The following is a 25249-nucleotide window of genomic DNA, read 5'->3' as shown; positions in this document are numbered from 1 at the left end:
GACCGGCCGCGGTGCTCGATGCTTGAGCCATGCACACCGACACCGAGCGCTGCGTGCGGGCGGTCCAGTCCAAGGACGCCCGTTTCGACGGATGGTTCTTCACCGCTGTCCTGACCACCCGCATCTACTGCCGGCCCAGCTGCCCGGTCGTGCCGCCGAAGCCCGAGAACATGGTGTTCTACCCGAGTGCCGCCGCCTGCCAGCAGGCCGGTTACCGCGCCTGCAAGCGGTGCCGGCCCGACACCAGCCCCGGCTCGCCCGAGTGGAACGCCCGCGCGGACACCGTCGCCCGCGCCATGCGCCTCATCGGCGCCGGCATCGTCGACCGCGAAGGCGTACCGGGCCTCGCCGCCCGCCTCGGCTACTCGACCCGCCAGATCGAGCGCCAGCTGCTCGCCGAACTCGGCGCCGGACCGCTCGCGCTGGCCCGAGCCCAGCGCGCCCAGACCGCACGCGTCCTCATCGAGACGACCGACCTGCCCATGGCGGACGTCGCGTTCGCCGCAGGGTTCGCCTCCGTACGCACCTTCAACGACACCGTCCGCGAGGTCTTCGCGCTCCCCCCGGGCCAGCTGCGCACCCGCGCCGCCCGCACCACCGGGAAGACACCGCACACCCCCGGCGTCATCGCGCTCCGCCTCCCGTACCGCGCCCCCCTCAACCCCGACAACCTCTTCGGCCACCTGGCCGCGACCGCCGTCCCCGGGGTGGAGGAGTGGCGCGACGGCGCCTACCGGCGCACCCTCGCCCTCCCGCACGGCCACGGCATCGTCGCCCTCACCCCGCGCCCCGACCACATCGCCTGCCGCCTCTCCCTCACCGACCCGCGCGACCTCACCCTCGCCATCAGCCGCTGCCGCTGGATGCTCGACCTGGACGCCGACCCGGTCGCCGTCGACGACCAGCTCCGCACGGACCCCCTCCTCGCGCCCCTGGTCGACAAGGCACCGGGCCGGCGCGTCCCGCGAACCGTCGACGCCGCCGAGTTCGCCGTACGCGCGGTCCTCGGCCAGCAGGTCTCCACCGCCGCCGCCCGCACCCACGCGGCCCGCCTGGTCACCGCGCACGGCATCCCCGTCGACGACCCCGACGGCGGGCTCACCCACCTCTTTCCCGCGCCCGAGGCACTCGCCGCGCTCGACCCCGAGGCGCTCGCCCTGCCGCGCAGCCGCCGCACCACGCTCACCACCCTGGTCGGCGCCCTGGCCGACGGCTCGCTCCGGCTCGGCCCGGACAGCGCCTGGGACGAGGCCCGCGTACAACTCGCGAAACTGCCCGGCTTCGGGCCCTGGACCGTCGAGGTGATCGCCATGCGCGCCCTCGGCGACCCCGACGCGTTCCTCCCCACCGATCTGGGCGTCCGGCGCGCCGCCGCCGGTCTCGCCCTGCCCTCCACCCCCGCCGCGCTCACAGCCCGTGCCACCGCGTGGCGGCCCTGGCGCGCGTACGCCGTCCAGTACCTGTGGGCGACCGACAGCCACCCCGTCAACCACCTGCCCGCGTAAGGAAGTCCGCCGATGAACCGACGGCACACCGTCATCGACAGTCCCTATGGGCCGCTCACCCTCGTCGCCACCGACGGCGTCCTCAGCGGCCTCTACATGACCGACCAGCGCCACCGCCCGCCGGAGGAGACCTTCGGCGACCCGGACCCCCGCCCCTTCACCGAGGCGATCCGCCGGCTCGACGCCTACTACGCGCGTGAACTCACCGCGTTCGACCTGCCGTTGAACCTCGCCGGCACGCCGTTCCAGCGCAGCGTCTGGGAGCAGTTGCGGAGGATCCCTTACGGCGAGACCCGTACGTACGGCGAACTCGCCGAGGTTCTGGGCAAGCCCGGCGCCTCCCGCGCCGTCGGCCTCGCCAACGGCAGGAACCCGGTCGGGATCATCGTCCCCTGCCACCGCGTCATCGGAGCGAGCGGCGGCCTCACGGGCTACGGCGGCGGCCTGCACCGCAAGCAGCGGCTGCTCACCTTCGAAGGAGCCCTCGGCAGCGGTGTCCCGGCCGCGGGCGTCCTCTTCTGAGGCGTGATCTTCCGGAGCTCTTCTACAGCCGCTTCAGCAGCGCCGGCAGGGCCGTGCCGATGGGCTCGCGCACGACCTCCTCGGCCAGTTCGTCGTACGGTGTGGGGTCGGCGTTCACGATGATCAGCCGCGCTCCGTGCTCGGCCGCGATCCCGGCGAGCGACGCGGCGGGCTGCACCTGGAGCGTCGAGCCGACCGCGATGAACACCTCGGCGGCCTTGGCGATGCCCATCGCCTCACCCAGCACCACCGGGTCCAGCCGCTCACCGAACATCACCGTCGCCGACTTCAGGATCCCGCCGCACGCCTCGCACGCCGGATCCTCCTCGCCCGCCTCGACGCGGGCCAGCGCGTCCTCCATCGACGAGCGCGTATGACAGCCCGTGCACACCACCGCCCGTGCGGTGCCGTGCAGTTCGAGGACCTTGCGCGGGGGCATCCCGCCGAGCTGGTGCAGCCCGTCCACGTTCTGCGTGAGCACGCGGACCGCGAAGCCCGGCGTCCGCTCCAGCTCCGCGATCGCCCGGTGCGCCGCGTTCGGCTCGGCACGCAGTGCCGCGCTGTCGCGCCGCATCTGCCAGGACCGGCGCCGGATCTCCGGGTCGGCCATGTAGTAGTCATACGTGACCAGCTTCTCGGCCTCCGGATCGCGCCGCCACAGGCCGGCCGGCCCCCGGTAGTCACTGATGCCGGAGTCCGTGGAGATACCGGCACCGCTGAGGATCGCGACGAGAGTCATGCGGCCGAGGTTACGCAGCGTTTCCCCGTACCCGCGAACGAATTCATCGCCCCGGCCTGGGCGCCCCGCCGCTCAGCGCACCGGGCGGCCGTTCTCCAGTTCCAGCGCGCCACAGCCGGTCGTCAGCGCGTCCAGCGCGGCGGTCACGCGGAAGCCCAGCGAGCCGAGCAGATACGTCAGCAGGTCCTCGCGCTCCACCAGCTTCCAGGAGATCAGCTCCTCCTCCTGGACCCGGATCGCCCGGAACTGCTCGCCGCTGAGCACGCCCCCGTCGTACACGTACGCCACGATCGGCGGACGCCCCGTCCCGTGCACCCAGTCGACCGCGAGGAGCGGGCCGAGCTCCACGTCCAGGCCGATCTCCTCCAGCGTCTCCCGCCGGGCGGCCTGCCTCGGGGTCTCGCCGGTGTCCGACTCGACGGTGCCGCCGGGCAGCGCCCAGCCGTCCCGGTAGTTGGGCTCGACCAGCAGGACCCGGCCCTCGCCGTCGCGGAAGAGAGCGGCGGCGCCGGCCAGCACGCGGGGGAGTCCGGCGATGTACGTGGCGTAATCGTTCGTGGTCACTTGCGTCACCTTAGTGCGAGCGTCCGCTCGGCAAGTTCACTGATCCGTACGCCGTCGAAGCCGAACACCGCGCTGCGCACCCGGTCCTGGAGCGGGTCCGTCCAGTGGCGCGGGATGGCCGACGCCCCGCACAGCACGCCCGCGACCGACCCGGCGGTGGCGCCGTTGGAGTCGGTGTCCAGGCCGCCGCGGACCGTCAGCGCGATGGTGCGGGTGAAGTCGCCGTCGCCGTACAGCAGCCCCGCCGTGATGACGGCCGCGTTCGGGACGGCGTGGATCCAGTGCAGCCCGGCCGTCTCGCGCTCCGCCTCCGCCAGGGCGTCCGCCCATGTCAGGCCCGCCTCGTGCAGCGCCACCATGTGCCGGACCGTGCGGGACAGGCGGCTGCTCGCCGGGATGCGGTCCAGCGCCGTTTCGACGGCGGCGCGCGGTCCGGGCGCGGTGAAGGCCGCCGCGACCAGGGCGGCCGCCCACATCGCCGCGTACACGCCGTTGCCCGTGTGGGACAGCACCGCGTCCCGGCGGGCCAGGGCGGCGGCGCGGACGGGGTCGCCGGGGGAGGTCCAGCCGAAGACGTCGGCGCGGATGAGGGCGCCGATCCACTCCTGGTAGGGGTTGTCGTGGGTGGCGGTGAGCGGGGGTTTCAGGCCGTTCGCGAGATTGCGGTACGCGACCCGCTCGGCGGTGAACGTCTGGAGGTAGGGCAGGCGCAGCAACCACAGCTCGCCGACCTGCTCGGTGGTGAAGGCGAACCCGTGCGTCTCCAGCAGGTGCAGGGCGAGGATCGCGTAGTCGACGTCGTCGTCCCGGCAACTGCCGTGGATCCGGCCGCGTACGCACTCCCGCCACTCGGGCCGCAGCGCGAAACCGGCGGCGTCGCCGTCCGGTGGTGGCCCGGGGAGGTAGTCGGTCAGGGGGAGGGCGTCGGTGGCCCGCAGATAGCGGTCGATCCGGTCGCGTGTCCAGTAGTCGCCGCGCTCGACGGGTTTGCCGAGCATGTTTCCGGCGATGCGCCCGGACCAGCCGCCGAGGACCCGGTCGGCCGGGTCCGGGCCGGCGGGTCCGGCGGACACGTCCCGCGCGGTCACGGCCATGGTCACGGGGACGGCAGCGAGGGAGACGGTACGACGGCCCCGCCGCCCGTCCGTACGGCCTCCACCACGGCCTCGTGCAGATCCCTGCTGTCCTTCTCCGAACGGCACGGTACGGGGCTGCCCGTCATGGTGAACCAGTCGGACGCCCCGCTGTACTGGACGGCGATCTGTGCCTCGCCGCCCGCCCAAGTGGTGTGCACGGTGACGTTCCCCGTGACGATTCCGAGCTCGTCGGTCCGGACCCCGCCACGCCCCGTGTACACATCGGTCGTCGTCCACGATGCCCACGTCATGATGGCAGCGTCACACGAATGGCGGACACCCGCGACTCGGGTGCATGGGCACACGCAGGCCCGAATAATCCGTGGCGCTCGAACAGTTCGCCTCACTACAGTGATCAGCGTCCAGGTGCGAAGGTAGGACCTACTTCCACTGTTAATGGGGCGGTCGCGGGTTCGAGTCCCGTCTCCGGCTTCGGGCCGGTGTAGCTCAGTCGGTAGAGCACCTTGTCGGTTCCGCCGACCTTGAACTCTGGACACCTGTACGGAAACGCACCTCCCGGTGCGCCGGTCGCGGCTACTTCCTTCCAACGAAATCACGCCGCGGCCACCTTGATCTCGGGAGGCGCGGCGGACGGGGTGCCCGGTGCGAAGGCAACGGATACTTCGGGGAACAGCAGGGCGCGGGTTCGAATCCCGCCACCGGCGTACGCCGGTGCAGCTCAGCCAGGTGGAGCGGCTGTTGTGATGACCGTCGCCGACACGCGACCTCGGGCACCCCTTCCGCCGTGCGTCCCCCGCCGAATTCGGGGGGAATTCACATGGCACGCTTCAACATCCGCCGGACCGCCGCCACGGCCGTCGGCCGCGCGGTCTCGCCGGTACGGTCGACCGGCCGCACCACCACCCACCAGGGCGGCGCCGGTGTGCTGCGCGACCCGCGCTCCGAGCTGTTCCTGCTCGCGGTCGCCAACTTCGTCACGCAGGCGACCTTCTACGAGTCCGGCGGTGACCGCGACGACCGGTTCACCGCGCTCATCCGCAAGCTCGCCGTCGAGGACCCCGAGTGGACCGCCGGACTGCTGCGCTGGCTGCGCGGCGAGGGCAATATGCGGACCGCCTCGATCGTCGGCGCCGCCGAGTACGTCAAGGCCCGCCTCGACGCCTCCGCCACCGACGGCCCCGCCAACCGGCAGGTCGTCGCCTCCGTCCTCCAGCGCGCGGACGAGCCCGGCGAGCTGCTGGGCTACTGGACCTCCCAGTACGGACGGAACGTGCCCAAGCCGGTCAAGCGGGGCATCGCCGACGCCGTCCGGCGCCTCTACGGCCCCCGGTCGCTGCTGAAGTACGACACGGCCGGGAAGGGCTACCGCTTCGGAGACATCCTCAACCTGGTGCACGCCGCCCCCGACCCGGCCAAGCCCTGGCAGGGCGAGCTGTTCCAGTACGCCCTGGACCGCCGTCACCACCCCGAGACCGCACTCCCGCCCGCGTCGAGCCGGATGCTCACCGCCCACCGGGCGCTGATGGAGCTGCCGGTCGCCGAGCGGCGTGCCGTGGTCACCGGCCCGGACGGCGCCGAGCGGCTGGCCGAGGCGGGAATGACCTGGGAGGCCCTGGCCGGCTGGCTCCAGGGCCCGCTGGACGCGGCGGCCTGGGAGGCGGTCATCCCCTCCATGGGTGTGATGGGGCTCCTGCGCAACCTGCGGAACTTCGACGAGGCGGGCGTCAGCGACGAGGTCGCGGCGCAGGTCGCGGCGCGGATCTCCGACCCCGAGGCGGTCGCCGCCTCGCGCCAGTTCCCGTTCCGCTACCTGGCGGCCTACCAGCACGCGCCTTCGCTGCGCTGGTCGTACCCGCTGGAGCAGGCGCTCGGCCACTCGCTGGCGAATGTGCCCGGTCTGCCCGGCCGCACCCTGGTGCTGGTCGACCGCTCCGGCTCCATGTGGGCGCCCCTGTCGCAGCGCTCCCAGCTGAACCGCGCCGACGCGGCGGCCGTCTTCGGTACGGCGGTGGCGATGCGCGCGGCCGACGCCGACCTGGTGGAGTTCGGCACGAGCAGCGCGCCCGTGCCGTACCGCGCGGGGGAGTCGGTCCTCAAGGTCCTGGACCGCTTCCACAGCCTGGGCGGCACCAACACCACCGAGGCGGTACGTGCCCACTACCGGGGCCACGACCGGGTGCTGATCGTCACCGACGAGCAGGCTTCCTACAGCCACTACGGCGACCCGACCGCGCAGGTCCCGGCGCACGTGCCGGTCTACACCTGGAACCTGGCGGGCTACCGGCCGGGCCACGCCCCTTCCGGCACGGGCAACCGGCACACCTTCGGCGGCCTGACGGACGCGGCGTTCCGGATGGTGCCGCTGCTGGAGGCCGGGCAGGCGGCGGACTGGCCCTGGTCGGCCGCCTGACCAGCGGGTCCGCACGCCGGACAGGGGTGGCACAGTGTCTCACCCTCCGGATAGGGTCGGCCTCGGCGCGACTGCCTGTTCGAAAGCAAGGGATGCAAGGGTGACGGACGGAGCAGTAACTGAGGCCGCGCGCGTGCTCGTCGCGGCTGACAAGTTCAAGGGTTCGCTCACGGCCGTACAGGTCGCGGAGCGGGTGACGGCCGGGCTCCGGCACGTCGTCCCCGGACTCGAAGTGGAGACCTTGCCGGTCGCGGACGGCGGCGACGGCACGGTCGCCGCCGCGGTCGCGGCCGGGTTCGAACGGCGTGAGGTACGGGTCACCGGCCCGCTCGGCGCGCCGGTGACCGCGGCGTTCGCGCTGCGTGACGGGACGGCCGTGGTGGAGATGGCGGAGGCGTCGGGCCTCCAGCTGCTCCCCGAGGGCGTCTTCGCGCCGCTGACGTCCACCACGTACGGCTCCGGCGAGCTGCTGCGCGCCGCGCTGGACGCGGGCGCGCGCACCATCGTCTTCGGCGTGGGCGGCAGTGCCACCACGGACGGCGGTGCCGGCATGCTGGCCGCGCTGGGCGCCCGGTTCCTGACCAAGGACGGCGAGCCCGTCGGGCCGGGCGGCGGGGGTCTCAAGGACCTCGCCACCGCCGACCTGTCGGGCCTCGACGCCCGCTTCGCGGACGTGGACCTGGTCCTCGCCAGCGACGTCGACAACCCGCTGACCGGCCCGAAGGGCGCGCCCGCGGTGTACGGGCCGCAGAAGGGCGCCTCGCCGGAGGACGTCGCGGAGCTGGACGGCGCGCTGGCCCACTTCGCGTCCGTCCTTGCCGACTCGATCGGCCCCAGGGCCACCGAGCTGGCCGAGTCCCCGGGCGCCGGCGCGGCGGGCGGCATCGGGTACGGCGCGCTGGTCGCGCTCGGCGCGAGCTTCCGCCCCGGCATCGAGGTCATGCTGGATGTCCTCGGCTTCGGCCCCGCCCTGTCCCGCGCGACGCTGGTCATCACCGGCGAGGGCTCCCTCGACGAGCAGACCCTGCACGGCAAGGCCCCGGCCGGTGTCGCGGCGGCGGCCCGCGCGGAGGGCATCGAGGTCGTCGCGGTCTGCGGCCGCCTCGCCCTGCTGCCGGAGGCGCTGGGCAGGGCCGGCATCCGCCGCGCCTACGCCCTGACGGAGCTGGAGCCGGACCCGGCGAAGTGCATGGCGGAGGCGGGCCCGCTGCTGGAGCGCCAGGCTGCGAACATCGCGCGCGACTTCCTGTCGTAACCCCGTCTCCATCCTTTCCCCCTGCACCCGACGGGTGCGGGGGGATTTTCGTACCCCGGGCACACACGGCGGGGTAGACAGTGTCTACTAGATCTTGGTAGACACTGTCTATGGATCATGACAGCTCCCTCCGGGACCGCCTCGTCGACGTCGGCGTGGAACTGGTGCTCAGCGAGGGCACCGGCGCGCTCGGACTGCGCGAGATCGCCCGCCGGGCCGGCGTCTCGCACGGCGCCCCCCGCCGGTACTTCCCCACGCACCACGCCCTGCTCTCCGCGATCGCCCGCCGGGGCTTCGAGGACCTCGCGGCCCGGTTCGAGGCCGTGACGGCCACCGCCGCACCGCCCCGCGAGCGGCTGCGGTCCCTCGCACAGGCGTACGTCGGGTACGCGCAGGAGCGCCGCGGCATGTTCGAGCTGATGTTCCGCCACGACCTGCTCGACGGCGAGCGGCAAACCCCGTCCGGCAGCCCGCGGCTGCGGGAGGCGACCTTGCCGATGTTCGGACTCCTGGTCGACCTCGTCGCCCGCGAACGCCCCGAACCCGCACCGATCGTGACGGCCGCCGCCCTCTGGTCGAACCTGCACGGCATCGCCCAGCTGTGGGCCTGGGGCAGCCTGCCCCTGGCCATGGGCGGCGAGCACCCCCAGGAACTCGACCGGCTCATCGGGGCCGCCCTGGACGCCCACCTCGGGGCGAGCACGTGACCGGAGCCGTACGCAGGCGCCTCGCCCTCCTGGTCAGCGTGGCCGGCGCCATGATCGTCGCCCTGGACGGCACCGTGCTGATCGTCGCGCAGCCCAGCCTGCAACACGACCTCGGGGCGAGCGTCGCGCAAGTCCAGTGGACCAGTACCGCCTACCTGCTGGCGGTGGCCGCGCTGCTCGTCGTGGCCGGCCGCCTCGGCGACATCCACGGGCACCGGCGGCTGCTCCTCGGCGGCGTCCTCGGATTCGGAGCCGCCTCGGCCGGCATCGCCCTCGCTCCCGGAGTCGGCTGGGTGATCGCCCTGCGCGCCGCCCAGGGCGTATTCGGCGCGCTGCTCCAGCCCGCCACCCTGGCGCTGCTGAGGCTGGCCTATCCACCGGACCGGCTCGGCACGCCGATCGCCGTCCGCACCAGCGCCATCGGCATCGCCGCGGCGGCCGGCCCGCTTCTCGGCGGCGCCCTCGTCGCGCACCTGGGCTGGCGGGCCGTGTTCGTCCTCAACATCCCGGTGGCCCTCGCCATCGCCGCGCTCACCCTCGCCGTGCGGGTGCCGACGCCGCCCCGCACGAGCGGTCACGGGCCCGGATTCACCGGCCCGGCCCTGCTCGCGTCCGGGCTGGCCCTCCTGGTGTACACGCTCGTCGGAGTGGAGGCGCACGGCTGGGGCGCCACACCGACCCTGCTCGGGTTCCTCACCGTCACGGTCGCGGGGGCCGCCCTCGCCGTACAGCAGCGCCGCAGCGCGCATCCGATCGTGCCGCCCGCCGTGGCCCGGTCCGTCCCCGTGACCGCGGCGATGGCGCTCCTGCTGGTGACCACCGCGGCGCTGTTCGGGACGCTGTTCACGGCCACCTTCCTCCTCCAGGACGTCCTGGACCTCGACCCGCTCGCCACCGGCCTGCGCGTCCTGCCGATGACCGCGCTCATGGTCCTCGGCGCCCCCGTGGCCGGCGCCGCGCTGCGTCGCCACGGAGCGCGCCGTACCGCGCTCACCGGCTCCGTCCTCGTCGTCCTCGGCATCGCGGCCCTGTCGCGGCTCTCCACGGCCGCCTCCGCCGCCGAGACCGGCATGGGCTTCGCCCTCCTGGGCGCGGGCTTCACCACCGTCATGGTCACCGCCACCGGCACGGTCGTCGGGGACGCGCCACCGGGATACGCCGGAGTCGTCGGAGGTCTCAAGCAGACCGCGATGAACGTCGGCCCGACCCTGGGCATCGCCGTCGCCGCCGGCATGCCGCTGCTGACGTCCACGGGCCCCACCCTGCTGCTCCTGGCCGGGTTCGCGGCCGTCGGCCTCCTCCCGGCGTCCCTCCTGCCCACGGGCAGGCCCCGCGCCCTCACCCCGATGACAGCCGGAAGGCGTCCAGAGCCAGCGTCATCTCCGTCAGGTCCCGGGGCCGGGACAGCGAACGGGAGGTGAGCTGCTCAAGGCGGCGGAGGCGGTTGAAGACGGTGTTCCGGTGGCAGTACAGACGGCTCGCCGCCCGGCCCGCCGAGCCCTCGCAGTCGAGCCAGACGTCCAGCGTCTCCAGCAGCACCGCCCGGTCCGCCGGGTCCAGGTCCAGCAGGGCGCCCAGCACCTCCGAGACCAGCAGGGACGACAGCTCCGGCTGGCTCACCACCAGCGCGCCGGGCATCCGCCGGTCCAGCCGCACGATCGCGGGCGCGTCCGCCGGACACGTACGCAGCGCCAGTTCCGCCAGGCGCCGCGCCCGGCCCAGCTCCGTCAGGCCCACCACCACCGGGCTGATCCCGCCCGGCCCCGCGCACCGGCCGTCCATGAGCCCGGCCAGCGCGTCGAGCCCCGTGTCCTCGTCCAGCGACACCACGCCCACCTCGCAGTCCGTGCGCATCCGCCACACGAACCGCAGCCCCTCCGCCTGCAACCGCCGGTGCGTCAGGTCCCGCCGGGCGGTGCGCAGCACCACCACCGCGTACCGTCCCCGCTCCGGCAGGTTCAGCCCCGCCGCCGCCCGCGCCGCGACCTCCGCCGACCGGCCCCCCTCCAGCAGCGCGTCGAGCAGCGCCTGGAGCTGCTCGTCGGTACGGCGCCGCAGCTCCAGCTCCGTCACCCGGTAGGCCTCCGAGGCCGTGTCCGTCTGCGCGTCCACCGCCGACCACACCATGGTCGCCGCCTGCACCAGCACGGCGAGCCGCCGCGCGTCCGCCGCAGCGTCCTCCAGCAGCGCGTCCCACACCAGGTGCCCGGCGAGCCGGTAGGCGTGCACCACCAGTTCCAGCGGCAGCCCCTGCTCCGCCCGCCGCCGTCCCAGCCACTCCGCGTGCTCCAGGTCGCGGCGCGGCGCCGCCTTCGGCGCCGAGATCATCTCGATGCCGATCCGCATCGCCTCCCGCGCCTCCTGCCAGTGCTGGTCGTAGCCGATGATCCGCCCGTAGGTGGGGGAGTGCTCGTGCAACTCCCGCAGGTGCTCGTCCACCAGTTCGGGCAGCCGCTCCAACAGCGCCGCGCACGCCTGGGCGAGCAGCTTCCAGTCGTCCCCTGTCCGTGGTCTACGGGCTCCCATGGCCCGGAGGATGCCACCTCCGCCCCCCATCCGGCATGCCCCTGACACGCGGTGTTGTGCGCGTGCACAACCCGCCGCCACGCCCGCTGGGCACCGGCAGCCATTTCCGCCCCGCACGTGGACGGGCGACCGGACCCGGTGCTGGGGTGAGCGCCACCGAACACACGGACGAGGGGAAATCCATGAGCGCTGCCGCCCTGCACGTGCGGGGACTGACAGCCGGGTACGGGCCCGTGACCGCCCTGCGTGACGTTTCGCTGGACGTACCGGAAGGCGCCTGCGTCGCCGTACTCGGCGGCAACGGAGCCGGCAAGTCCACACTGCTGCGCGCCCTTTCGCGCACGCTCGCCTTCCACGGCGGGGCCGCCACCGCCGGCACGGTCACCTTCGCCGGCCGCCCCCTGCACGGCCTGCCGCCCGACCGGGTCGTCGCGGCCGGGCTGTGCCACGTCCCCGAGGGCCGCCAGGTGTTCGCCCGCATGACGGTCGAGGACAACCTCCGCGCGGGCGCGCTCACCGCCGCCCGTACCGGGAAGGCCGCCGCCCTGCGCCGTGTCCACGAGCTGTTCCCCGTCCTCGCCGAACGCGCCCACCAGCGCGCCGGGCTGCTGTCCGGCGGCGAACAGCAGATGCTCGCCGTAGCCCGCGCCCTGATGGCCTCCCCACGCCTGCTGCTGCTCGACGAGCCGTCCCTCGGCCTCGCCCCGCTGATGGCCGCCCGGATCGCCGACACCGTCCGCGAGATCAACGCCCAGGGCACCTCCGTGCTGCTCGTCGAGCAGAACGCCGCCCTCGCGCTGCGCCTCGCCTCCCATGCGTACGTCCTGGAGGTCGGCGAGGTCGCGACCGAGGGGCCCGCCGACGAGCTCGCCGCCTCCGACGAGGTGCGCCGCCGCTACCTCGGCGTCGTCGACGAGGAGGCGGCCGCCGACGCCCCGTCCGTGGCGGTGCTCCACCTCGCCCGCTGGGAGGACGCATGACGACCCTCGAGGTCCGCGACCTCACCGTCCGCTTCGCCGGCCTCACCGCCCTCGACGAAGTGAGCTTCACGGTGGAACCCGGCACCGTCCACGCCGTCATCGGTCCCAACGGCGCCGGGAAGTCCACCACCTTCAACGTGCTGTCCGGCGTCCACCGCGCCACCTCCGGCAGCGTCCGGTTCGACGGCCACGAGCTGACCGGCCTGCCCCCGCACCGCATCGCCGCCCTCGGGGTCGCCCGGATCTTCCAGAACCTGGCACTGCCGCCGTACGCCACCGTCGCCGACGCCCTGATGCTGGGCCGTCACCGGCTCACCCGCGCCGGCTTCCTCGCCACCGGGCTCCGCCTGCCCTCCGCCGCGCGGGAGGAGACCCGCCACCGGGCCCGCGTCCGCGAGATCGCCGACTTCGTGGGCCTCGCCGACAAGCTGGACCGCCCGGCCGCCTCCCTCCCGTACGGGCAGCAGAAGCTCGCCGAACTGGCCCGCGCCCTGTGCATGGAGCCGAAGCTGCTGCTGCTCGACGAACCCGTCGCCGGCATGACCGGCGACGAACGCCGCCGCACCGCCGCCGTCATCGCGGGCGTCCGCGAGAGCCTCGGCATCTCCATCGTCCTCGTCGAACACGACATGGGCGTGGTGATGCGCCTCGCCGACTCCGTCACCGTCCTCGACTTCGGCCGCCGGATCGCCGACGGCGCCCCCGCCGACGTACAGAACGACCCGGCCGTCGTCCGCGCCTACCTCGGACAGGAGAACGCCGAGTGACCACCTTCGCCGAACTGCTCCTGGGCGGAGTGGCCCTCGGCTCCGTCTACGCCCTCATCGCCCTCGGATTCGTCGTCATCTTCCGCGCCACCGAGGTCGTCAACTTCGCCCACGCCTCCCTCCTCCTCGCGGGCGGGTACGTCATCGCCGTCCTCCACGACGACATCGGCTTCTGGCCGGCGCTCGCCGTCGGCGTCGCGGGCGCCGCGCTCGTCGGAGCGGCCGTGGAGTTCCTGGTGATGCGCCGCTACCGGGGCCGGGACCACAGCGTGCTCGCCATCGTCACGATCGGCGTGGACATCCTGCTCACCACCGAACTCACCCGCCGCATCGGCACGGACGTGCTCTCCCTCGGCGACCCCTGGGGCGACGCGGTCGTCACCATCGGCTCCGTCACCATCGCCCAGACGCGGATCGCCGCGTTCCTGGCCGCCGGGCTCCTGATCACCGCGTTCCTGCTCGCGTTCCGGTTCACCTCCTGGGGCGTGGCCATGCGCGCCGCGGCCGAGAGCCCGTCCACGGCCGCCCTGATGGGCGTCCGGCTCGGCCGGGTGTCGCTCGGCGCGTGGGCGGTGGCGGGCGGTCTCGCCGCCGTCGCCGCGCTCTTCCTCACCGTCTTCCCGACACCCGGACTGGAACGCTCCACCTCCCTCGCGGCCCTCAAGGCCTTCCCCGCCGCCATCCTCGGCGGACTGGACTCCACCACCGGCGCGCTCGTCGGCGGACTGCTCGTCGGGATCACCGAGTCCCTCGCCACCGGCTACCAGGGCGACCTCACCTTCCTCGGCCGCGGCATCGGCGACCTGGCGCCCTACCTCGTCATGGTCGCCGTCCTGCTGATCCGCCCCGCCGGGCTCTTCGGTACGAAGGAGCTCGCCCGTGTCTGACACGCTCACCCGACCCCGTACCTACGCCTGGGCCCTCGGCGCGGTCCTCCTCCTCGCCCTGCCCTTCTACCTCGAACGCTTCTGGCTCCAGGCCGGACTGTTCGCGATGGCCGCCGCCATCGGTGCGATCGGCATCAACCTGCTCACCGGCTCCACCGGCCAGCTCTCCATGGGGCACGCCTTCTTCCTCGCCGTCGGCGCGTACGGCTACTGCGCCTTCGCCGGGGACGGGAGCGACGGGCTGACCGGCCTCGGCCTGCCCGGCTGGCTCGCCGCCGTGGGCGCGGTGGCGCTGGCGGGCGCCGCGGGCGGCCTGTTCAGCCCGATCGCGGGCCGGCTGCGCGGCGCGTACCTCGGCATCGCGACACTCGCGCTGATCTTCATCGGCCAGCACGTGCTGTTCAACGCCCACGACCTGACCGGCGGCTTCAACGGCCGCGCCGTCCCGCCGCTGAGCCTGCTCGGCGTCACCTTCGACGAGAGCGAGCTCCTCGTCGCCCAGATCCCCTTCGGCGCCGCCGAGAAGTTGTGGTACCTGGGCCTGGCCCTGCTCCTGGGCTCCGCCCTGTTCGCCCGCGGGGTGCTGCGCGGCCGTCCGGGGCGGGCCCTGAACGCCATCCGGGACCACCGCATCGCGGCGGGCGTCCTGGGCATCCCGGTGGCCCGCTACCGCGCCGCCGCGTTCGTCCTGTCGTCGATGTACGCGGGGCTCGCCGGCGTCCTGCTGGCCCTGGTCTTCCAGCGGACCGTGCCGGAGTACTTCGGCATGCTGCTCTCCCTCGAGTACCTCGCCATGATCGTCATCGGCGGTCTGGGCTCGGTGGCGGGCGCGGTGGTCGGGGGCGTCTTCGTCTCCCTGCTGCCGCAGGTTCTCAACCGGTACAGCGACACGCTGCCCCTGGTGTCCGCCCCCGGCACGGGCGGCATCGCACCGGGCGAGGCGTCGCGCTACCTGTACGGCGCCGCCGTCGTGGCCGTCGTGCTCTTCCTGCCCGGCGGCCTGGTCCGGCCGGCCGCCCGGCGTCCCGCACAACCCTCAGGTACCCCAGCGGAGGAACGATGACCATGCGCAGACACCGGCGGCTCGCCGCCACCCTCACCGCGCTCGTCGCCCTGACGGCGGCCGCCGGCTGCAGCTCCAAGGCGACGAGCGGCGACGAGGCCGGCGGCCAGGGCGCCGACGGGGTGAAGACCGGCGAGGGCGTGGACGCCAGGACGATCCGGCTGGGCGTCCTCACCGACATGACCGGGGTGTACGCCACGCTCGGCAAGAGCGTCACCCAGGCCCAGCAGCTGTACGTCAAGCAGCTGAACGCGGCCGGCGGCGTCTGCGGCCGCACGGTGGAGCTGACGGTCCGTGACCACGGCTACGACCCGCAGAAGGCACTCGCCGGCTACACCGAACTGGAGCCGAAGGTGCTGGGCTTCCCCCAGTTCATCGGCTCGCCGTTCGTGGCGGCGGTCAAGCAGCGCATCGACGGCCAGGACAAGGGGCTCGTCCTGCCCCAGGCATGGTCGGCCTCGCTGCTGGGCAGCCCCCACATCCGGGTGATCGGCTCCACGTACGACATCGAGACGATCAACGCGGTCGACTTCCTGTTGAAGGAGAAGGGTCTGAAGAAGGGCGACAAGCTCGGCCATGTCTACTTCGAGGGCGACTACGGCGAGAACGCGCTCAAGGGGTCGAAGTACGCGGCGGACAAGGCCGGGCTGACGGTCGTGGAGCAGAAGATCAAGCCCACCGACAACGACATGTCGGCGCAGGTCGCGGCCCTCAAGCAGGCCGGGGTCAAGGCGATCGTACTGAGCGCCGGCCCGCGCCAGGCGGCCTCGCTCGTCGGTGTGGCGGCCGCGGTGAAGCTCACCGTCCCGGTCATCGGCAACAACTCGGCCTACGCGCCGCAGCTGCTGGCCACCCAGGCCGGACCGGCGCTGGAGCGCATGTACTACGTGGCCACGCCCAGCCTGCCGATCGGCGCCGACACCCCGGCCGCCAAGAAGCTCGTGGCGGACTACCGGGCGGCCTATCCCCAGGACGCCCTCGACAACGGCGTCGTCGCCGGCTGGTCGGCCGCCCAGGTCTTCGGCGAGGCGCTGAAGAAGGCGTGCGCCGCCAAGGACCTGACACGTGAGGGTCTCGGCACGGCGCTGCTGACGCTGAACGCCCACGACGCGGGCTTCGGCATGACGCACGACTTCTCCGACCCCCAGGCGCCCTCGTCGCGACAGAGCGCCATCATTCAGCCCGACAAGTCCGTGCCCGGAGGCGCCCGGGTGGCGCGCGAGCCGCAGGTCTCCGACGCGGCGAAGGCCTTCACACCCGGCGGCTGACCGGAGGCGAAGCCCCCGTCACCGGCCGGAAACGAAGCCGTGTGAAGCTCTGATCATGAGCGATGACCTCCTCACGGCCTACCGGATCGAGCCCCTCACCGCCCAGCAGGTCCATGACCTCGCGGGTGAGGGGCTCGCCGCGTTGCTGCGGGACGCGGTGGACGGCGGGGCCTCCGTCGGCTTCCTGGCCCCGCTGGACGGCGCCCAGGCCGCCGCGTGGTGGCGTGACGTCGCCGAGCAGGCGGCCCGGGGCGTACGGAGCGTCTGGGCGGCGTACGGGCCGAACGGCGCCGTCTCGGGCGTGATCACCCTCGTACGCGCGACGATGCCGAACCAGCCGCACCGCGGCGACATCGCCAAGCTGCTGGTCCACCGCGACGCCCGCGGCCGGGGCCTGGGCTCCCGGCTGCTCGCGGCGGCCGAGGAGGCGGCGGCCGCCGAGGGGCTCACCCTGCTCGTCCTGGACACCGAGACCGGCAGCGCGGCCGAGGTCCTGTACCGCAAGGGGGGCTGGACCCGCGCCGGGACGATCCCGCACTACGCCCTGACCCCCACCGGCACGCCCCACGCGACGACGTACTACTACAAGGCCTTGCGCGGCACCTGAGAGCCCGCCCGACCGCGCTCCGCCATCCGGGGCCGGCTGTCGCACACCGGCGCCCCGGCCCGGCGCCGGCGTGGAACGCGGAAGGGCCCGGGTGCGTATCCCGCACCCGGGCCCTTCCGGGATCCATGCCCGCCGTGAGGCGTTACGGCAGCTGTGCCGCCCGCGCCTCCCGGCTCTCGCGCCGGTTGCCGCGGAAGGTGTTCACTCGCCGGGCCGTCGCGAAGAGGGGGATCACGGCGCCCAGCACCACCTGGAGCGCGCAGCCGGTCTGGAGCAGCAGCTGGCCGCCCGGGGCGTCGAACGCCCACGCCGCCAGCAGACCCATCGCCCCGACGATCCAGCTGAGCATCGCCACCGCGAGGATGCCCCGCGGCTTGGGGTACTCGACGCGGCTCACCATCAGCCACGCCGTACCGATGATCGCCAGCAGCGTCGGGATGAACGGCAGCTCCAGCAGCACGATCGAGACGACCGTCAGCGCACCGAAGGGGCTCGGCATGCCCTGGAACATGCCGTCCTTCATGGTCACGCAGCTGAATCTGGCGAGCCGCAGCACCACCGCCAGCAGCACCACGATCGCGGCCACGGCCGAGACCTTCTGGTGGGCGTCGTCCGCGACCATCCCGTACACGAGTACGAAGTACGCCGGGGCGAGCCCGAAGCTGATCAGGTCCGACAGGTTGTCCAGCTCAGCGCCCATCGGCGAGCTGCGCAGCTTGCGCGCGACGAGCCCGTCGAAGAGGTCGAAGATCGCCGCGAGGAGCATCAGGATCACGGCCGTGGCGGCGCTGTGGCGCGCCATGCCGGTCTCCTGGCTCCCCGTGAGGTGCGGGATCAGGATGCCGGTGGTGGTGAAGTACACCGCCATGAAGCCGCACGTGGCGTTGCCCAGCGTGAGCGTGTCCGCTATTGAGAGACGCAGCGACAGCGGCATCTCCTCGGCTTCCTCGACGATGTCCGCCTCGGCGTCGGCCACCCAGTCGGCCCGTGTGTCGGGATCAATCACGGTCAATTCGAGTCACCCCCGCGGTCGTGGTCTGACCGACCTCGACAGCGACGTCGACACCTTCCGGAAGGTAGATGTCAACGCGCGATCCGAAGCGGATCAGACCAATACGCTCGCCCTGCTCGACCTTGGTCCCCTGCGGGATGTACGGCACGATGCGACGGGCGACCGCACCCGCGATCTGCACCATCTCGATGTCGCCGAGCTCGGTGTCGAAGTGCCAGACAACGCGCTCGTTGTTCTCGCTCTCCTTGTTGAACGCCGGCACGAACCCACCGGGGACGTGCTCGACGGACGTCACCGTCCCCGCCAGCGGGGCGCGGTTGACATGGACGTTCAGCGGGCTCATGAAGATGGCGACCCGGGTCCGTCCGTCCTTCCACGGCATGATGCTCTGCACCACCCCGTCTGCGGGCGAGATGACCCTGCCCTGCGCGATCTCGCGCTCGGGGTCGCGGAAGAACCACAGCATGCCCGCCGCCAGAGCGGTGGTGGGCACAGCGATGGCCGCGGCGCGCTTGGAACGGCGCGAGCGGGCAAGACTGAGTGCAGCGGTGGCGACGGTCGGCAGAAGCCACGGCGATGCTCCGCGTGCGATGCGGACGCGGCCGCGAGGTGCAGAGGTTTGGCTGTGGGGCATGGATGACCTTCGTAGCGGTGATGCCGCGCGAGTGCGGGGGACGGCGGCTTTTTGGCGATGCTATCGGTTGCGGGCCGCAACTGGGCAAGCCAGAAGCCGAGTCGGCGGCCGGAAGACGATGACAGGGTGTGATCTTCTTCGCGGCCGAACCGGCTCAAAAGCGACAATCACCCCTGGAATCGGTACTCCTCGAGCAGCCGACGCCCAATGATCATTTTCTGGATCTCGGCGGTACCTTCGCCGATGAGCAGCATGGGAGCCTCTCGGTAGAGACGCTCGATCTCGTACTCCTTCGAGAACCCGTAGCCGCCATGGATACGGAAGGCGTCCTCGACGACCTCCTTGCAGTACTCGGAGGCGAGGTACTTCGCCATCCCTGCTTCCAGGTCGTTTCGCTCCCCGGAGTCCTTTTTGCGTGCTGCGTTGACCATCATGGCATGAGCGGCCTCCACCTTGGTAGCCATCTCGGCCAGTTTGAACTGGATGGCCTGATGCTGGGCGATCGGCTTACCGAAAGTCTGACGTTGCTGGGCATACGAGACGCCCAGCTCGAATGCACGCTGCGCCACGCCGCAACCACGTGCCGCTACATTCACGCGGCCGACCTCGACACCGTCCATCATTTGGTAAAACCCTCGGCCGGTGGCCCCGCCGAGCACACGATTGGCCGGAATGCGCAGTCCGTCCATGATGAGCTCGGTGGTGTCGACGCCCTTGTAGCCCATCTTGTCGATCTTCCCGGGGATGGTGAGGCCGGGCCGGACCTCGCCGAAGCCGGGCTCCTTCTCCACCAGGAAGGTCGTCATCGACTTGTGGGGGGCGGTGCCCTCGGGGTGTCCTTCGTCACTTCGGACGAGAACGGCGACGAGCGTTGACGTGCCGCCGTTCGTCAGCCACATCTTCTGGCCGTTCAGGACGTACTCGTCGCCGTCCTTGACCGCCTTGGACGTGATCGCCGACACATCCGAGCCGAGGGCCGGCTCCGACATCGAGAACGCGCCCCGCACCTCGCCGGCCGCCATCCGGGGCAGGAAGGTGTCCTTCTGCTCCTGTGTGCCGTGCTGCTTGAGCATGTACGCGACGATGAAGTGGGTGTTGATGATGCCCGACACGGACATCCAGCCGCGCGCGATCTCCTCCACGCACAGCGCGTACGTGAGCAGGGACTCGCCCAGACCCCCGTACTCCTCCGGGATCATCAGGCCGAAGACACCCAGCTCCTTCAGCCCGTCGACGATGTCCTGCGGGTACTCGTCGCGGTGCTCCAGTTCCGTCGCGACCGGGATGATCTCCTTGTCGACGAAGTCCCGGACCGTGGACAGGATCTCCTGCTGGACGTCCGTCAGACCGTGGGTCTGCGCGAGTCGGGCCATGGCTACTTCTCCTGCGCCTTCAGTTCCGGGCGGCCGGGCTGCTCGCCGCCGCGCTCCTTGATGTACGTCTCGGTGGGGACCATCACCTTGCGGCGGAACACGCAGACCAGCGTGCCGTCCTGCTTGTAGCCCTTGGTCTCGACGTACACGATCCCGCGGTCGCTCTTGGACTTCGACGGGGTCTTGTCGAGGACGGTGGTCTCGCCGTAGATGGTGTCGCCGTGGAAGGTCGGCGCCACGTGCCGCAGCGACTCGATCTCCAGGTTGGCGATCGCCTTGCCGGAGACGTCCGGCACGGACATGCCGAGCAGCAGGGAGTAGATGTAGTTCCCCACGACGACGTTCTTCCCGAAGTCCGTCGTCTTCTCCGCATAGTTGGTGTCCATGTGGAGGGGGTGGTGGTTCATGGTGAGCAGACAGAAGAGGTGGTCGTCGTACTCGGTGACCGTCTTCCCGGGCCAGTGCTTGTAGACGGCGCCGACCTCGAACTCCTCATAGGTGCGTCCGAACTGCATGGTGCTCAGGCCTCCGGGGCTTCGAACGTGGACGTACGGGTCATACCGGCGGCGCGGCCCTTGCCCGAGATGACGAGCGCCATCTTGCGGCTGGCCTCGTCGATCATCTCGTCGCCGAGCATCGCCGATCCCTTCTTGCCGCCCGCCTCGGACGTGTAGTACTCGTACGCGTCCAGGATCAGCTCGGCGTGGTCGAAGTCCTCCTGGGAGGGCGAGAACACCTCGTTGGCCGCGTCGACCTGACCGGGGTGCAGCACCCACTTGCCGTCGAAGCCGAGCGCGGCGGCACGTCCGGCCACTTCGCGGAAGCCGTCCACGTTCTTGATCTGCAGGTACGGACCGTCGATCGCCTGGAGGTCGTTGGCGCGGGCCGCCATCAGGATCTTCATCAGGATGTAGTGGTACGCGTCGGCCGGGTAGCCGGGCGGCTGCTCGCCGACGACCAGCGACTTCATGTTGATGGACGCCATGAAGTCGGCCGGGCCGAAGATGATCGTCTCGATGCGCGGCGAGGCCTGTGCGATCGCGTTGACGTTGTTGAGGCCCTGGGCGTTCTCGATCTGCGCCTCGATGCCGATCCGGCCGACCTCGAAGCCCATCGTCTTCTCGATCTGCGTCAGCAGGAGGTCCAGCGCCACGACCTGCTCGGCGTTCTGGACCTTCGGCAGCATGATGCAGTCCAGGTTCGGGCCCGCACCCTCGACGACGGTGACGACGTCGCGGTACGTCCACTCCGTGGTCCAGTCGTTCACCCGCACGACCCGGGTCTTGCCCGTCCAGTCACCCTCGTTGAGGAACTTGACGATGGTGTGCCGGGCCTCCGGCTTGGCCAGCGGCGCGCATGCGTCCTCCAGGTCCAGGAAGACCTGGTCCGCGGGCAGGCCCTGGGCCTTCTCCAGGAAGCGCGGGTTGGAACCGGGGACCGCCAGGCAGGAGCGGCGCGGGCGGAGACGGTTGACGGTCATGCGGGGACCTCCGTGCTTTCTACGGGGTTGAGCTTGTTCGCTGTACGGATCTCGTCGACGATACGACCGATGATCTCCGTGATACCGAAGTCCTTCGGTGTGAAGACGGCGGCCACTCCCGCACGCTTCAGTTCGGCGGCATCGGCGCTCGGGATGATTCCCCCGACGATGACCGGAATGTCGGAGGCGCCCGCCTCACGCAGCCGGGCCAGCACGTCCGGCACCAGCTCGGCGTGCGACCCGGACAGGATGGAAAGACCCACGCAGTGCACGTCCTCCGCGAGGGCGGCGTTCACGATCTGCTCGGGGGTCAGCCGGATGCCCTGGTAGACCACCTCGAAACCGGCGTCACGCGCGCGTACCGCGATCTGCTCGGCCCCGTTGGAGTGCCCGTCCAGGCCCGGCTTGCCCACCAGCAGCCGCAGCCGCCCGGCGCCCAGCTCCTCGGCCGTCCGCGCCACCTTCTCGCGTACGGCGGCCAGCGGAGTGCCCTCCTCGGCGGCGATCGCGACCGGCGCGGAGGAGACACCCGTCGGCGCGCGGAACTCGCCGAATACGTCCCGCAGCGCCCACGACCACTCGCCGGTGGTGACACCCGCGCGGGCGCACTCCAGGGTGGCCTCGAACAGGTTCGCGTCCCCGGCGGCCGCCGCCTTGAGCGTGGCGAGGGCCTCCTGGGCGCGGGTCTCGTCGCGGTTGTCGCGCCACTCGTGGAGCTTCGCCACCACCCGCGCCTCGTTGGCCGGGTCCACCGTCATGATGGCGGTGTCCAGGTCCGCGGTGAGCGGGTTCGGCTCGGTCGTCTCGTAGATGTTGACGCCGACGATCTTCTCCTCGCCGGACTCGATCCTGGCCCGCCGCTCGGCGTGCGAGGACACCAGCTGCGACTTGAGGTAGCCGGACTCGACGGCGGCCATCGCACCGCCCATCTCCTGGATCCGGTCGATCTCGGTCAGACATTCCTCGACCAGGGTGTCCACCTTGGCCTCGATGACGTGCGAGCCGGCGAAGATGTCCTCGTACTCCAGCAGGTCGCTCTCGTGCGCCAGCACCTGCTGGATGCGGAGGCTCCACTGCTGGTCCCAGGGGCGGGGGAGGCCCAGGGCCTCGTTCCAGGCCGGGAGCTGGACGGCACGCGCGCGTGCGTCCTTCGACAGCGTCACGGCGAGCATCTCCAGGACGATGCGCTGGACGTTGTTCTCCGGCTGCGCCTCGGTCAGGCCGAGGGAGTTGACCTGGACGCCGTAGCGGAACCGGCGGTGCTTGGGGTTCTCGATCCCGTACCGCTCACGCGTGATCTTGTCCCAGATGCGGCCGAAGGCGCGCATCTTGCACATCTCCTCGATGAAGCGGACGCCCGCGTTCACGAAGAAGGAGATCCGCGCGACCACATCGCCCTTGCGCTCCTGGGGCACCTGCCCGGAGGCGAACACCGCGTCGAGGACGGCGATCGCCGTCGACATGGCGTACGAGATCTCCTGGACCGGCGTGGCGCCCGCCTCCTGCAGGTGGTAGCTGCAGATGTTGATCGGGTTCCACTTGGGGATGTGGTTCACCGTGTAGGTGATCATGTCGGTGGTCAGCCGCAGCGACGGACCGGGCGGGAAGACGTGCGTCCCGCGCGACAGGTACTCCTTGACGATGTCGTTCTGCGTCGTCCCCTGGAGCTTGGTGATGTCCGCGCCCTGCTCCTCCGCGACCACCTGGTACAGCGCCAGCAGCCACATGGCGGTGGCGTTGATGGTCATGGAGGTGTTCATCTGCTCCAGAGGGATGTCCTGGAACAGCCGGCGCATGTCACCGAGGTGCGAGACCGGGACCCCGACCCGGCCCACCTCCCCGCGGGCGAGGATGTGGTCCGGGTCGTAGCCGGTCTGCGTGGGCAGGTCGAAGGCGACCGACAGACCGGTCTGGCCCTTGGCGAGGTTGCGCCGGTACAGCTCGTTGGACGCCTCGGCGGTCGAGTGACCGGCGTACGTCCGCATGAGCCAGGGGCGGTCCTTCTTCCGTTCCGTCATCAGATGTTCCGGAAGCGGTTGATGGCGTCGATGTGCTTGTCCCGCATCTCCTGGTTCTTCACGCCCATGCCCTCCTCGGGGGCCAGGCACAGGACGCCGACCTTGCCCTGGTGGAGGTTGCGGTGGACGTCGTACGCGGCCTGGCCGGTGTCCTCCAGGGAGTACACCTTCGACAGCGTCGGGTGGATCTTGCCCTTGGCGATCAGGCGGTTGGCCTCCCACGCCTCGCGGTAGTTCGCGAAGTGCGAGCCGATGATGCGCTTCAGCGACATCCACAGGTAGCGGTTGTCGTACTCGTGCATGTAGCCCGAGGTCGAGGCGCAGGTGGTGATGGTGCCGCCCTTGCGGGTGACGTACACGGACGCGCCGAAGGTCTCACGGCCGGGGTGCTCGAAGACGATGTCGATGTCCTCGCCGCCGGTGAACTCGCGGATGCGCTTGCCGAAGCGCTTCCACTCCTTGGGGTCCTGGGTACGCTCGTCCTTCCAGAACTTGTAGCCCTCGGCGCTGCGGTCGATGATCGCCTCGGCACCCATCGAGCGGCAGATGTCCGCCTTCTGCTCGCTGGAGACGACACAGATCGGGTTGGCGCCACCAGCCAGCGCGAACTGCGTGGCGTAGGAGCCGAGGCCGCCGCTCGCGCCCCAGATGAGCACGTTGTCGCCCTGCTTCATGCCGGCGCCGTTGCGGGAGACCAGCTGGCGGTACGCGGTGGAGTTCACCAGGCCGGGTGCCGCCGCCTCCTCCCAGCTGAGGTGGTCCGGCTTGGGCATCAGCTGGTTGGACTTGACGAGGGCGATCTCCGCCAGGCCACCGAAGTTGGTCTCGAAGCCCCAGATGCGCTGCTCGGGGTCGAGCATCGTGTCGTTGTGACCGTCGGAGGACTCCAGCTCGACCGACAGGCAGTGCGCGACGACCTCGTCACCCGGCTGCCAGGCGTTCACGCCCGGGCCGGTGCGCAGCACGACGCCCGCCAGGTCCGAGCCGATGATGTGGTACGGCAGATCATGACGCTTGGTCAGCTCCGAGAGCTTGCCGTACCGCTCCAGGAAGCTGAAGGTCGACACCGGCTCGAAGATCGAGGTCCACACGGAGTTGTAGTTGACCGAGGAGGCCATCACGGCCACCAGCGCCTCACCCGGGCCCAGCTCGGGCAGCGGCACGTCGTCGACGTGCAGCGACTTGCGCGGGTCCTTCTCGCGTGTGGTGAGACCGGCGAACATCTCGGTCTCGTCCTTGTGCACGGTCACCGCGCGGTAGGACTCGGGGAGCGGCAGAGCGGCGAAGTCCGCGGACGTGGTGTCCGTCGACTGAATCGCGTCCAGGATTTCCTTCACGGTGTTGCCTCCGGCGAAGAACGTCTTGAGGGGAGACGTTGAGTGGAACGTCGGGAAGTGCTGCTGTGGAGGTGTGCCGTCGGTTCGGCCGGGTGGTGCTGGCAGCGCTGGGTGGTGCGCAGAGGTTGCCTGTGACGCAGGCGTCCGGGCGCGCGAGGCGCGATGGCCTTGCGGGGACAGCCGGCGTACGAGATGTCTCTGCACGCCGGCCGCCCGGACAACATCAACGTATGACACCGTGTGCCAGGCCGCAAGGCACTGAGTGCCAACAATTTCTCTCAGATGCAATCCACCGTTCACAGATGAGCGATGATCGATCGATTGCGTCGACGGGCGGGGCTCGGCGACCTCTGTGCGGCCGCGGTGGCGGCTCCCCACGGGACCGCAAACGGAAGCGCCCGCCCGGCTCGACGGTGACCGTCGAGCCCCACGATCGCCTGACCGGTCGTCTCGTCGGCCGCGCCCACGACCGCCGCCTCGGCGACCTTCGGGTGCGAC

At 71.5% G+C, this 25249-nt stretch carries 24 protein-coding genes and 1 pseudogene; 12 read left to right on the top strand and 13 right to left on the bottom strand.

Going from position 1 to position 25249, the window contains the following annotated elements:
* Positions 1-29: 29 nt before the first annotated feature.
* Together ABT360_RS11470 and ABT360_RS11465 are read left to right on the top strand one after the other, a co-directional pair.
* Complete coding sequence (locus ABT360_RS11470) at positions 30-1505, top strand: AlkA N-terminal domain-containing protein (protein WP_351813883.1); 1476 nt, start codon at positions 30-32, stop codon at positions 1503-1505.
* A 12-nt stretch (positions 1506-1517) separates the two neighbouring features.
* Entirely contained in the window at positions 1518-2027 is a 510-nt protein-coding gene (locus ABT360_RS11465) for a methylated-DNA--[protein]-cysteine S-methyltransferase (protein WP_351813881.1), read from the top strand.
* A 22-nt stretch (positions 2028-2049) separates the two neighbouring features.
* Here the strand turns inward: ABT360_RS11465 and ABT360_RS11460 are convergent, their stop codons facing one another.
* From ABT360_RS11460 to ABT360_RS11445, 4 genes are all read right to left on the bottom strand, one after another.
* On the bottom strand, positions 2050-2766 hold the full coding sequence (locus ABT360_RS11460) for an SIR2 family NAD-dependent protein deacylase (RefSeq protein ID WP_351813879.1): 717 nt from the start codon (positions 2764-2766) through the stop codon (positions 2050-2052).
* Between the two features lie 72 nt (positions 2767-2838).
* Entirely contained in the window at positions 2839-3330 is a 492-nt protein-coding gene (locus ABT360_RS11455; RefSeq protein WP_351813877.1) for an NUDIX hydrolase, read from the bottom strand.
* A 5-nt stretch (positions 3331-3335) separates the two neighbouring features.
* Entirely contained in the window at positions 3336-4424 is a 1089-nt protein-coding gene (locus ABT360_RS11450; protein WP_351813875.1) for an ADP-ribosylglycohydrolase family protein, read from the bottom strand.
* A 2-nt stretch (positions 4425-4426) separates the two neighbouring features.
* Entirely contained in the window at positions 4427-4717 is a 291-nt protein-coding gene (locus ABT360_RS11445; RefSeq protein ID WP_351813873.1) for a hypothetical protein, read from the bottom strand.
* A gap of 527 nt (positions 4718-5244) precedes the next feature.
* On the opposite strand from ABT360_RS11445, the gene ABT360_RS11440 reads away from it, so the two are divergent.
* From ABT360_RS11440 to ABT360_RS11425, 4 genes are all read left to right on the top strand, one after another.
* Positions 5245-6837, top strand: coding sequence for a TROVE domain-containing protein (locus ABT360_RS11440; RefSeq protein ID WP_351813871.1), 1593 nt, complete (start codon positions 5245-5247; stop codon positions 6835-6837).
* 100 nt (positions 6838-6937) lie between these two features.
* Positions 6938-8092 (top strand): glycerate kinase, encoded by a 1155-nt coding sequence (locus ABT360_RS11435; protein WP_351813869.1) that lies wholly within the window; start codon positions 6938-6940, stop codon positions 8090-8092.
* A gap of 110 nt (positions 8093-8202) precedes the next feature.
* Positions 8203-8799 (top strand): TetR/AcrR family transcriptional regulator, encoded by a 597-nt coding sequence (locus ABT360_RS11430; protein ID WP_351813867.1) that lies wholly within the window; start codon positions 8203-8205, stop codon positions 8797-8799.
* Positions 8800-8849: 50 nt separating this feature from the next.
* Complete coding sequence (locus ABT360_RS11425; RefSeq protein ID WP_351814003.1) at positions 8850-10220, top strand: MFS transporter; 1371 nt, start codon at positions 8850-8852, stop codon at positions 10218-10220.
* Here ABT360_RS11425 and ABT360_RS11420 read toward each other — a convergent pair.
* Positions 10138-11325 carry a PucR family transcriptional regulator gene (locus tag ABT360_RS11420; RefSeq protein ID WP_351813865.1) on the bottom strand — a complete coding sequence of 396 codons (1188 nt, stop codon included), beginning with the start codon at positions 11323-11325 and terminating at the stop codon, positions 10138-10140. The genes ABT360_RS11425 and ABT360_RS11420 overlap by 83 nt on opposite strands.
* Before the next feature lie 182 nt (positions 11326-11507).
* On the opposite strand from ABT360_RS11420, the gene ABT360_RS11415 reads away from it, so the two are divergent.
* The 6 genes from ABT360_RS11415 to ABT360_RS11390 are packed head-to-tail and all read left to right on the top strand — an operon-like array spanning position 11508 to position 16897.
* Complete coding sequence (locus tag ABT360_RS11415; RefSeq protein WP_351813863.1) at positions 11508-12305, top strand: ABC transporter ATP-binding protein; 798 nt, start codon at positions 11508-11510, stop codon at positions 12303-12305.
* Positions 12302-13072, top strand: coding sequence for an ABC transporter ATP-binding protein (locus ABT360_RS11410; RefSeq protein WP_351813861.1), 771 nt, complete (start codon positions 12302-12304; stop codon positions 13070-13072). Before ABT360_RS11415 ends, ABT360_RS11410 begins: the two co-directional genes overlap by 4 nt.
* Complete coding sequence (locus ABT360_RS11405) at positions 13069-13959, top strand: branched-chain amino acid ABC transporter permease (protein ID WP_351813859.1); 891 nt, start codon at positions 13069-13071, stop codon at positions 13957-13959. The genes ABT360_RS11410 and ABT360_RS11405 overlap by 4 nt, the downstream gene beginning before the upstream one ends.
* Positions 13952-15022: a branched-chain amino acid ABC transporter permease gene (locus ABT360_RS11400; protein WP_351813857.1), complete on the top strand. Its 1071-nt coding sequence runs from the start codon at positions 13952-13954 to the stop codon at positions 15020-15022. The genes ABT360_RS11405 and ABT360_RS11400 overlap by 8 nt, the downstream gene beginning before the upstream one ends.
* Entirely contained in the window at positions 15019-16290 is a 1272-nt protein-coding gene (locus ABT360_RS11395; RefSeq protein WP_351813855.1) for an ABC transporter substrate-binding protein, read from the top strand. Before ABT360_RS11400 ends, ABT360_RS11395 begins: the two co-directional genes overlap by 4 nt.
* Before the next feature lie 55 nt (positions 16291-16345).
* Positions 16346-16897 (top strand): GNAT family N-acetyltransferase, encoded by a 552-nt coding sequence (locus tag ABT360_RS11390; protein WP_351813853.1) that lies wholly within the window; start codon positions 16346-16348, stop codon positions 16895-16897.
* Positions 16898-17039: 142 nt separating this feature from the next.
* On the opposite strand, the gene pssA is transcribed toward ABT360_RS11390, so the two are convergent.
* From pssA to ABT360_RS35370, 8 genes and pseudogenes are all read right to left on the bottom strand, one after another.
* Positions 17040-17903, bottom strand: coding sequence for a CDP-diacylglycerol--serine O-phosphatidyltransferase (gene pssA, locus ABT360_RS11385; protein ID WP_351814001.1), 864 nt, complete (start codon positions 17901-17903; stop codon positions 17040-17042).
* Positions 17896-18543, bottom strand: coding sequence for a phosphatidylserine decarboxylase (locus tag ABT360_RS11380; RefSeq protein WP_073754924.1), 648 nt, complete (start codon positions 18541-18543; stop codon positions 17896-17898). The genes pssA and ABT360_RS11380 overlap by 8 nt, the downstream gene beginning before the upstream one ends.
* Positions 18544-18710: 167 nt before the next feature.
* Positions 18711-19916: an acyl-CoA dehydrogenase family protein gene (locus tag ABT360_RS11375; protein ID WP_351813851.1), complete on the bottom strand. Its 1206-nt coding sequence runs from the start codon at positions 19914-19916 to the stop codon at positions 18711-18713.
* A gap of 2 nt (positions 19917-19918) precedes the next feature.
* Positions 19919-20431: a MaoC family dehydratase gene (locus ABT360_RS11370; RefSeq protein WP_126884275.1), complete on the bottom strand. Its 513-nt coding sequence runs from the start codon at positions 20429-20431 to the stop codon at positions 19919-19921.
* Positions 20432-20436: 5 nt separating this feature from the next.
* Positions 20437-21396 carry an HpcH/HpaI aldolase/citrate lyase family protein gene (locus ABT360_RS11365; RefSeq protein WP_351813848.1) on the bottom strand — a complete coding sequence of 320 codons (960 nt, stop codon included), beginning with the start codon at positions 21394-21396 and terminating at the stop codon, positions 20437-20439.
* On the bottom strand, positions 21393-23414 hold the full coding sequence (locus ABT360_RS11360; RefSeq protein ID WP_351813847.1) for a protein meaA: 2022 nt from the start codon (positions 23412-23414) through the stop codon (positions 21393-21395). Before ABT360_RS11360 ends, ABT360_RS11365 begins: the two co-directional genes overlap by 4 nt.
* The gene (gene ccrA / locus ABT360_RS11355) at positions 23414-24751 is read right to left on the bottom strand and encodes a crotonyl-CoA carboxylase/reductase (RefSeq protein WP_351813845.1); all 1338 of its coding nucleotides are present in this window, start codon (positions 24749-24751) and stop codon (positions 23414-23416) included. Before ccrA ends, ABT360_RS11360 begins: the two co-directional genes overlap by 1 nt.
* Before the next feature lie 428 nt (positions 24752-25179).
* Positions 25180-25249, bottom strand: a pseudogene (locus ABT360_RS35370) (AMP-binding enzyme); the annotation flags it as partial.

The sequence above is a fragment of the Streptomyces sp. NPDC000229 genome (assembly GCF_040300825.1).
Classification (GTDB): Bacteria; Actinomycetota; Actinomycetes; order Streptomycetales; family Streptomycetaceae; genus Streptomyces.
This window is presented reverse-complemented; position numbering and strand designations above follow the sequence as displayed.

Bases quoted from the DNA above. Each gene is read 5' to 3' on its own strand.
- ABT360_RS11415 (WP_351813863.1), top strand. From the start codon at position 11,508: ATGAGCGCTGCCGCCCTGCACGTGCGGGGACTGACAGCCGGGTACGGG.
- ABT360_RS11425 (WP_351814003.1), top strand. From the start codon at position 8,850: ATGATCGTCGCCCTGGACGGCACCGTGCTGATCGTCGCGCAGCCCAGC.
- ABT360_RS11365 (WP_351813848.1), bottom strand. From the start codon at position 21,396: ATGACCGTCAACCGTCTCCGCCCGCGCCGCTCCTGCCTGGCGGTCCCC.
- ABT360_RS11450 (WP_351813875.1), bottom strand. From the start codon at position 4,424: ATGGCCGTGACCGCGCGGGACGTGTCCGCCGGACCCGCCGGCCCGGAC.
- ABT360_RS11360 (WP_351813847.1), bottom strand. From the start codon at position 23,414: ATGACGGAACGGAAGAAGGACCGCCCCTGGCTCATGCGGACGTACGCC.
- ABT360_RS11420 (WP_351813865.1), bottom strand. From the start codon at position 11,325: ATGGGAGCCCGTAGACCACGGACAGGGGACGACTGGAAGCTGCTCGCC.
- ABT360_RS11375 (WP_351813851.1), bottom strand. From the start codon at position 19,916: ATGGCCCGACTCGCGCAGACCCACGGTCTGACGGACGTCCAGCAGGAG.
- ABT360_RS11445 (WP_351813873.1), bottom strand. From the start codon at position 4,717: ATGACGTGGGCATCGTGGACGACGACCGATGTGTACACGGGGCGTGGC.
- ABT360_RS11370 (WP_126884275.1), bottom strand. From the start codon at position 20,431: ATGCAGTTCGGACGCACCTATGAGGAGTTCGAGGTCGGCGCCGTCTAC.
- ABT360_RS11440 (WP_351813871.1), top strand. From the start codon at position 5,245: ATGGCACGCTTCAACATCCGCCGGACCGCCGCCACGGCCGTCGGCCGC.
- ABT360_RS11465 (WP_351813881.1), top strand. From the start codon at position 1,518: ATGAACCGACGGCACACCGTCATCGACAGTCCCTATGGGCCGCTCACC.
- ABT360_RS11430 (WP_351813867.1), top strand. From the start codon at position 8,203: ATGGATCATGACAGCTCCCTCCGGGACCGCCTCGTCGACGTCGGCGTG.
- ABT360_RS11460 (WP_351813879.1), bottom strand. From the start codon at position 2,766: ATGACTCTCGTCGCGATCCTCAGCGGTGCCGGTATCTCCACGGACTCC.
- ABT360_RS11410 (WP_351813861.1), top strand. From the start codon at position 12,302: ATGACGACCCTCGAGGTCCGCGACCTCACCGTCCGCTTCGCCGGCCTC.
- ABT360_RS11380 (WP_073754924.1), bottom strand. From the start codon at position 18,543: ATGCCCCACAGCCAAACCTCTGCACCTCGCGGCCGCGTCCGCATCGCA.
- ABT360_RS11470 (WP_351813883.1), top strand. From the start codon at position 30: ATGCACACCGACACCGAGCGCTGCGTGCGGGCGGTCCAGTCCAAGGAC.
- ABT360_RS11395 (WP_351813855.1), top strand. From the start codon at position 15,019: ATGACCATGCGCAGACACCGGCGGCTCGCCGCCACCCTCACCGCGCTC.
- ABT360_RS11390 (WP_351813853.1), top strand. From the start codon at position 16,346: ATGAGCGATGACCTCCTCACGGCCTACCGGATCGAGCCCCTCACCGCC.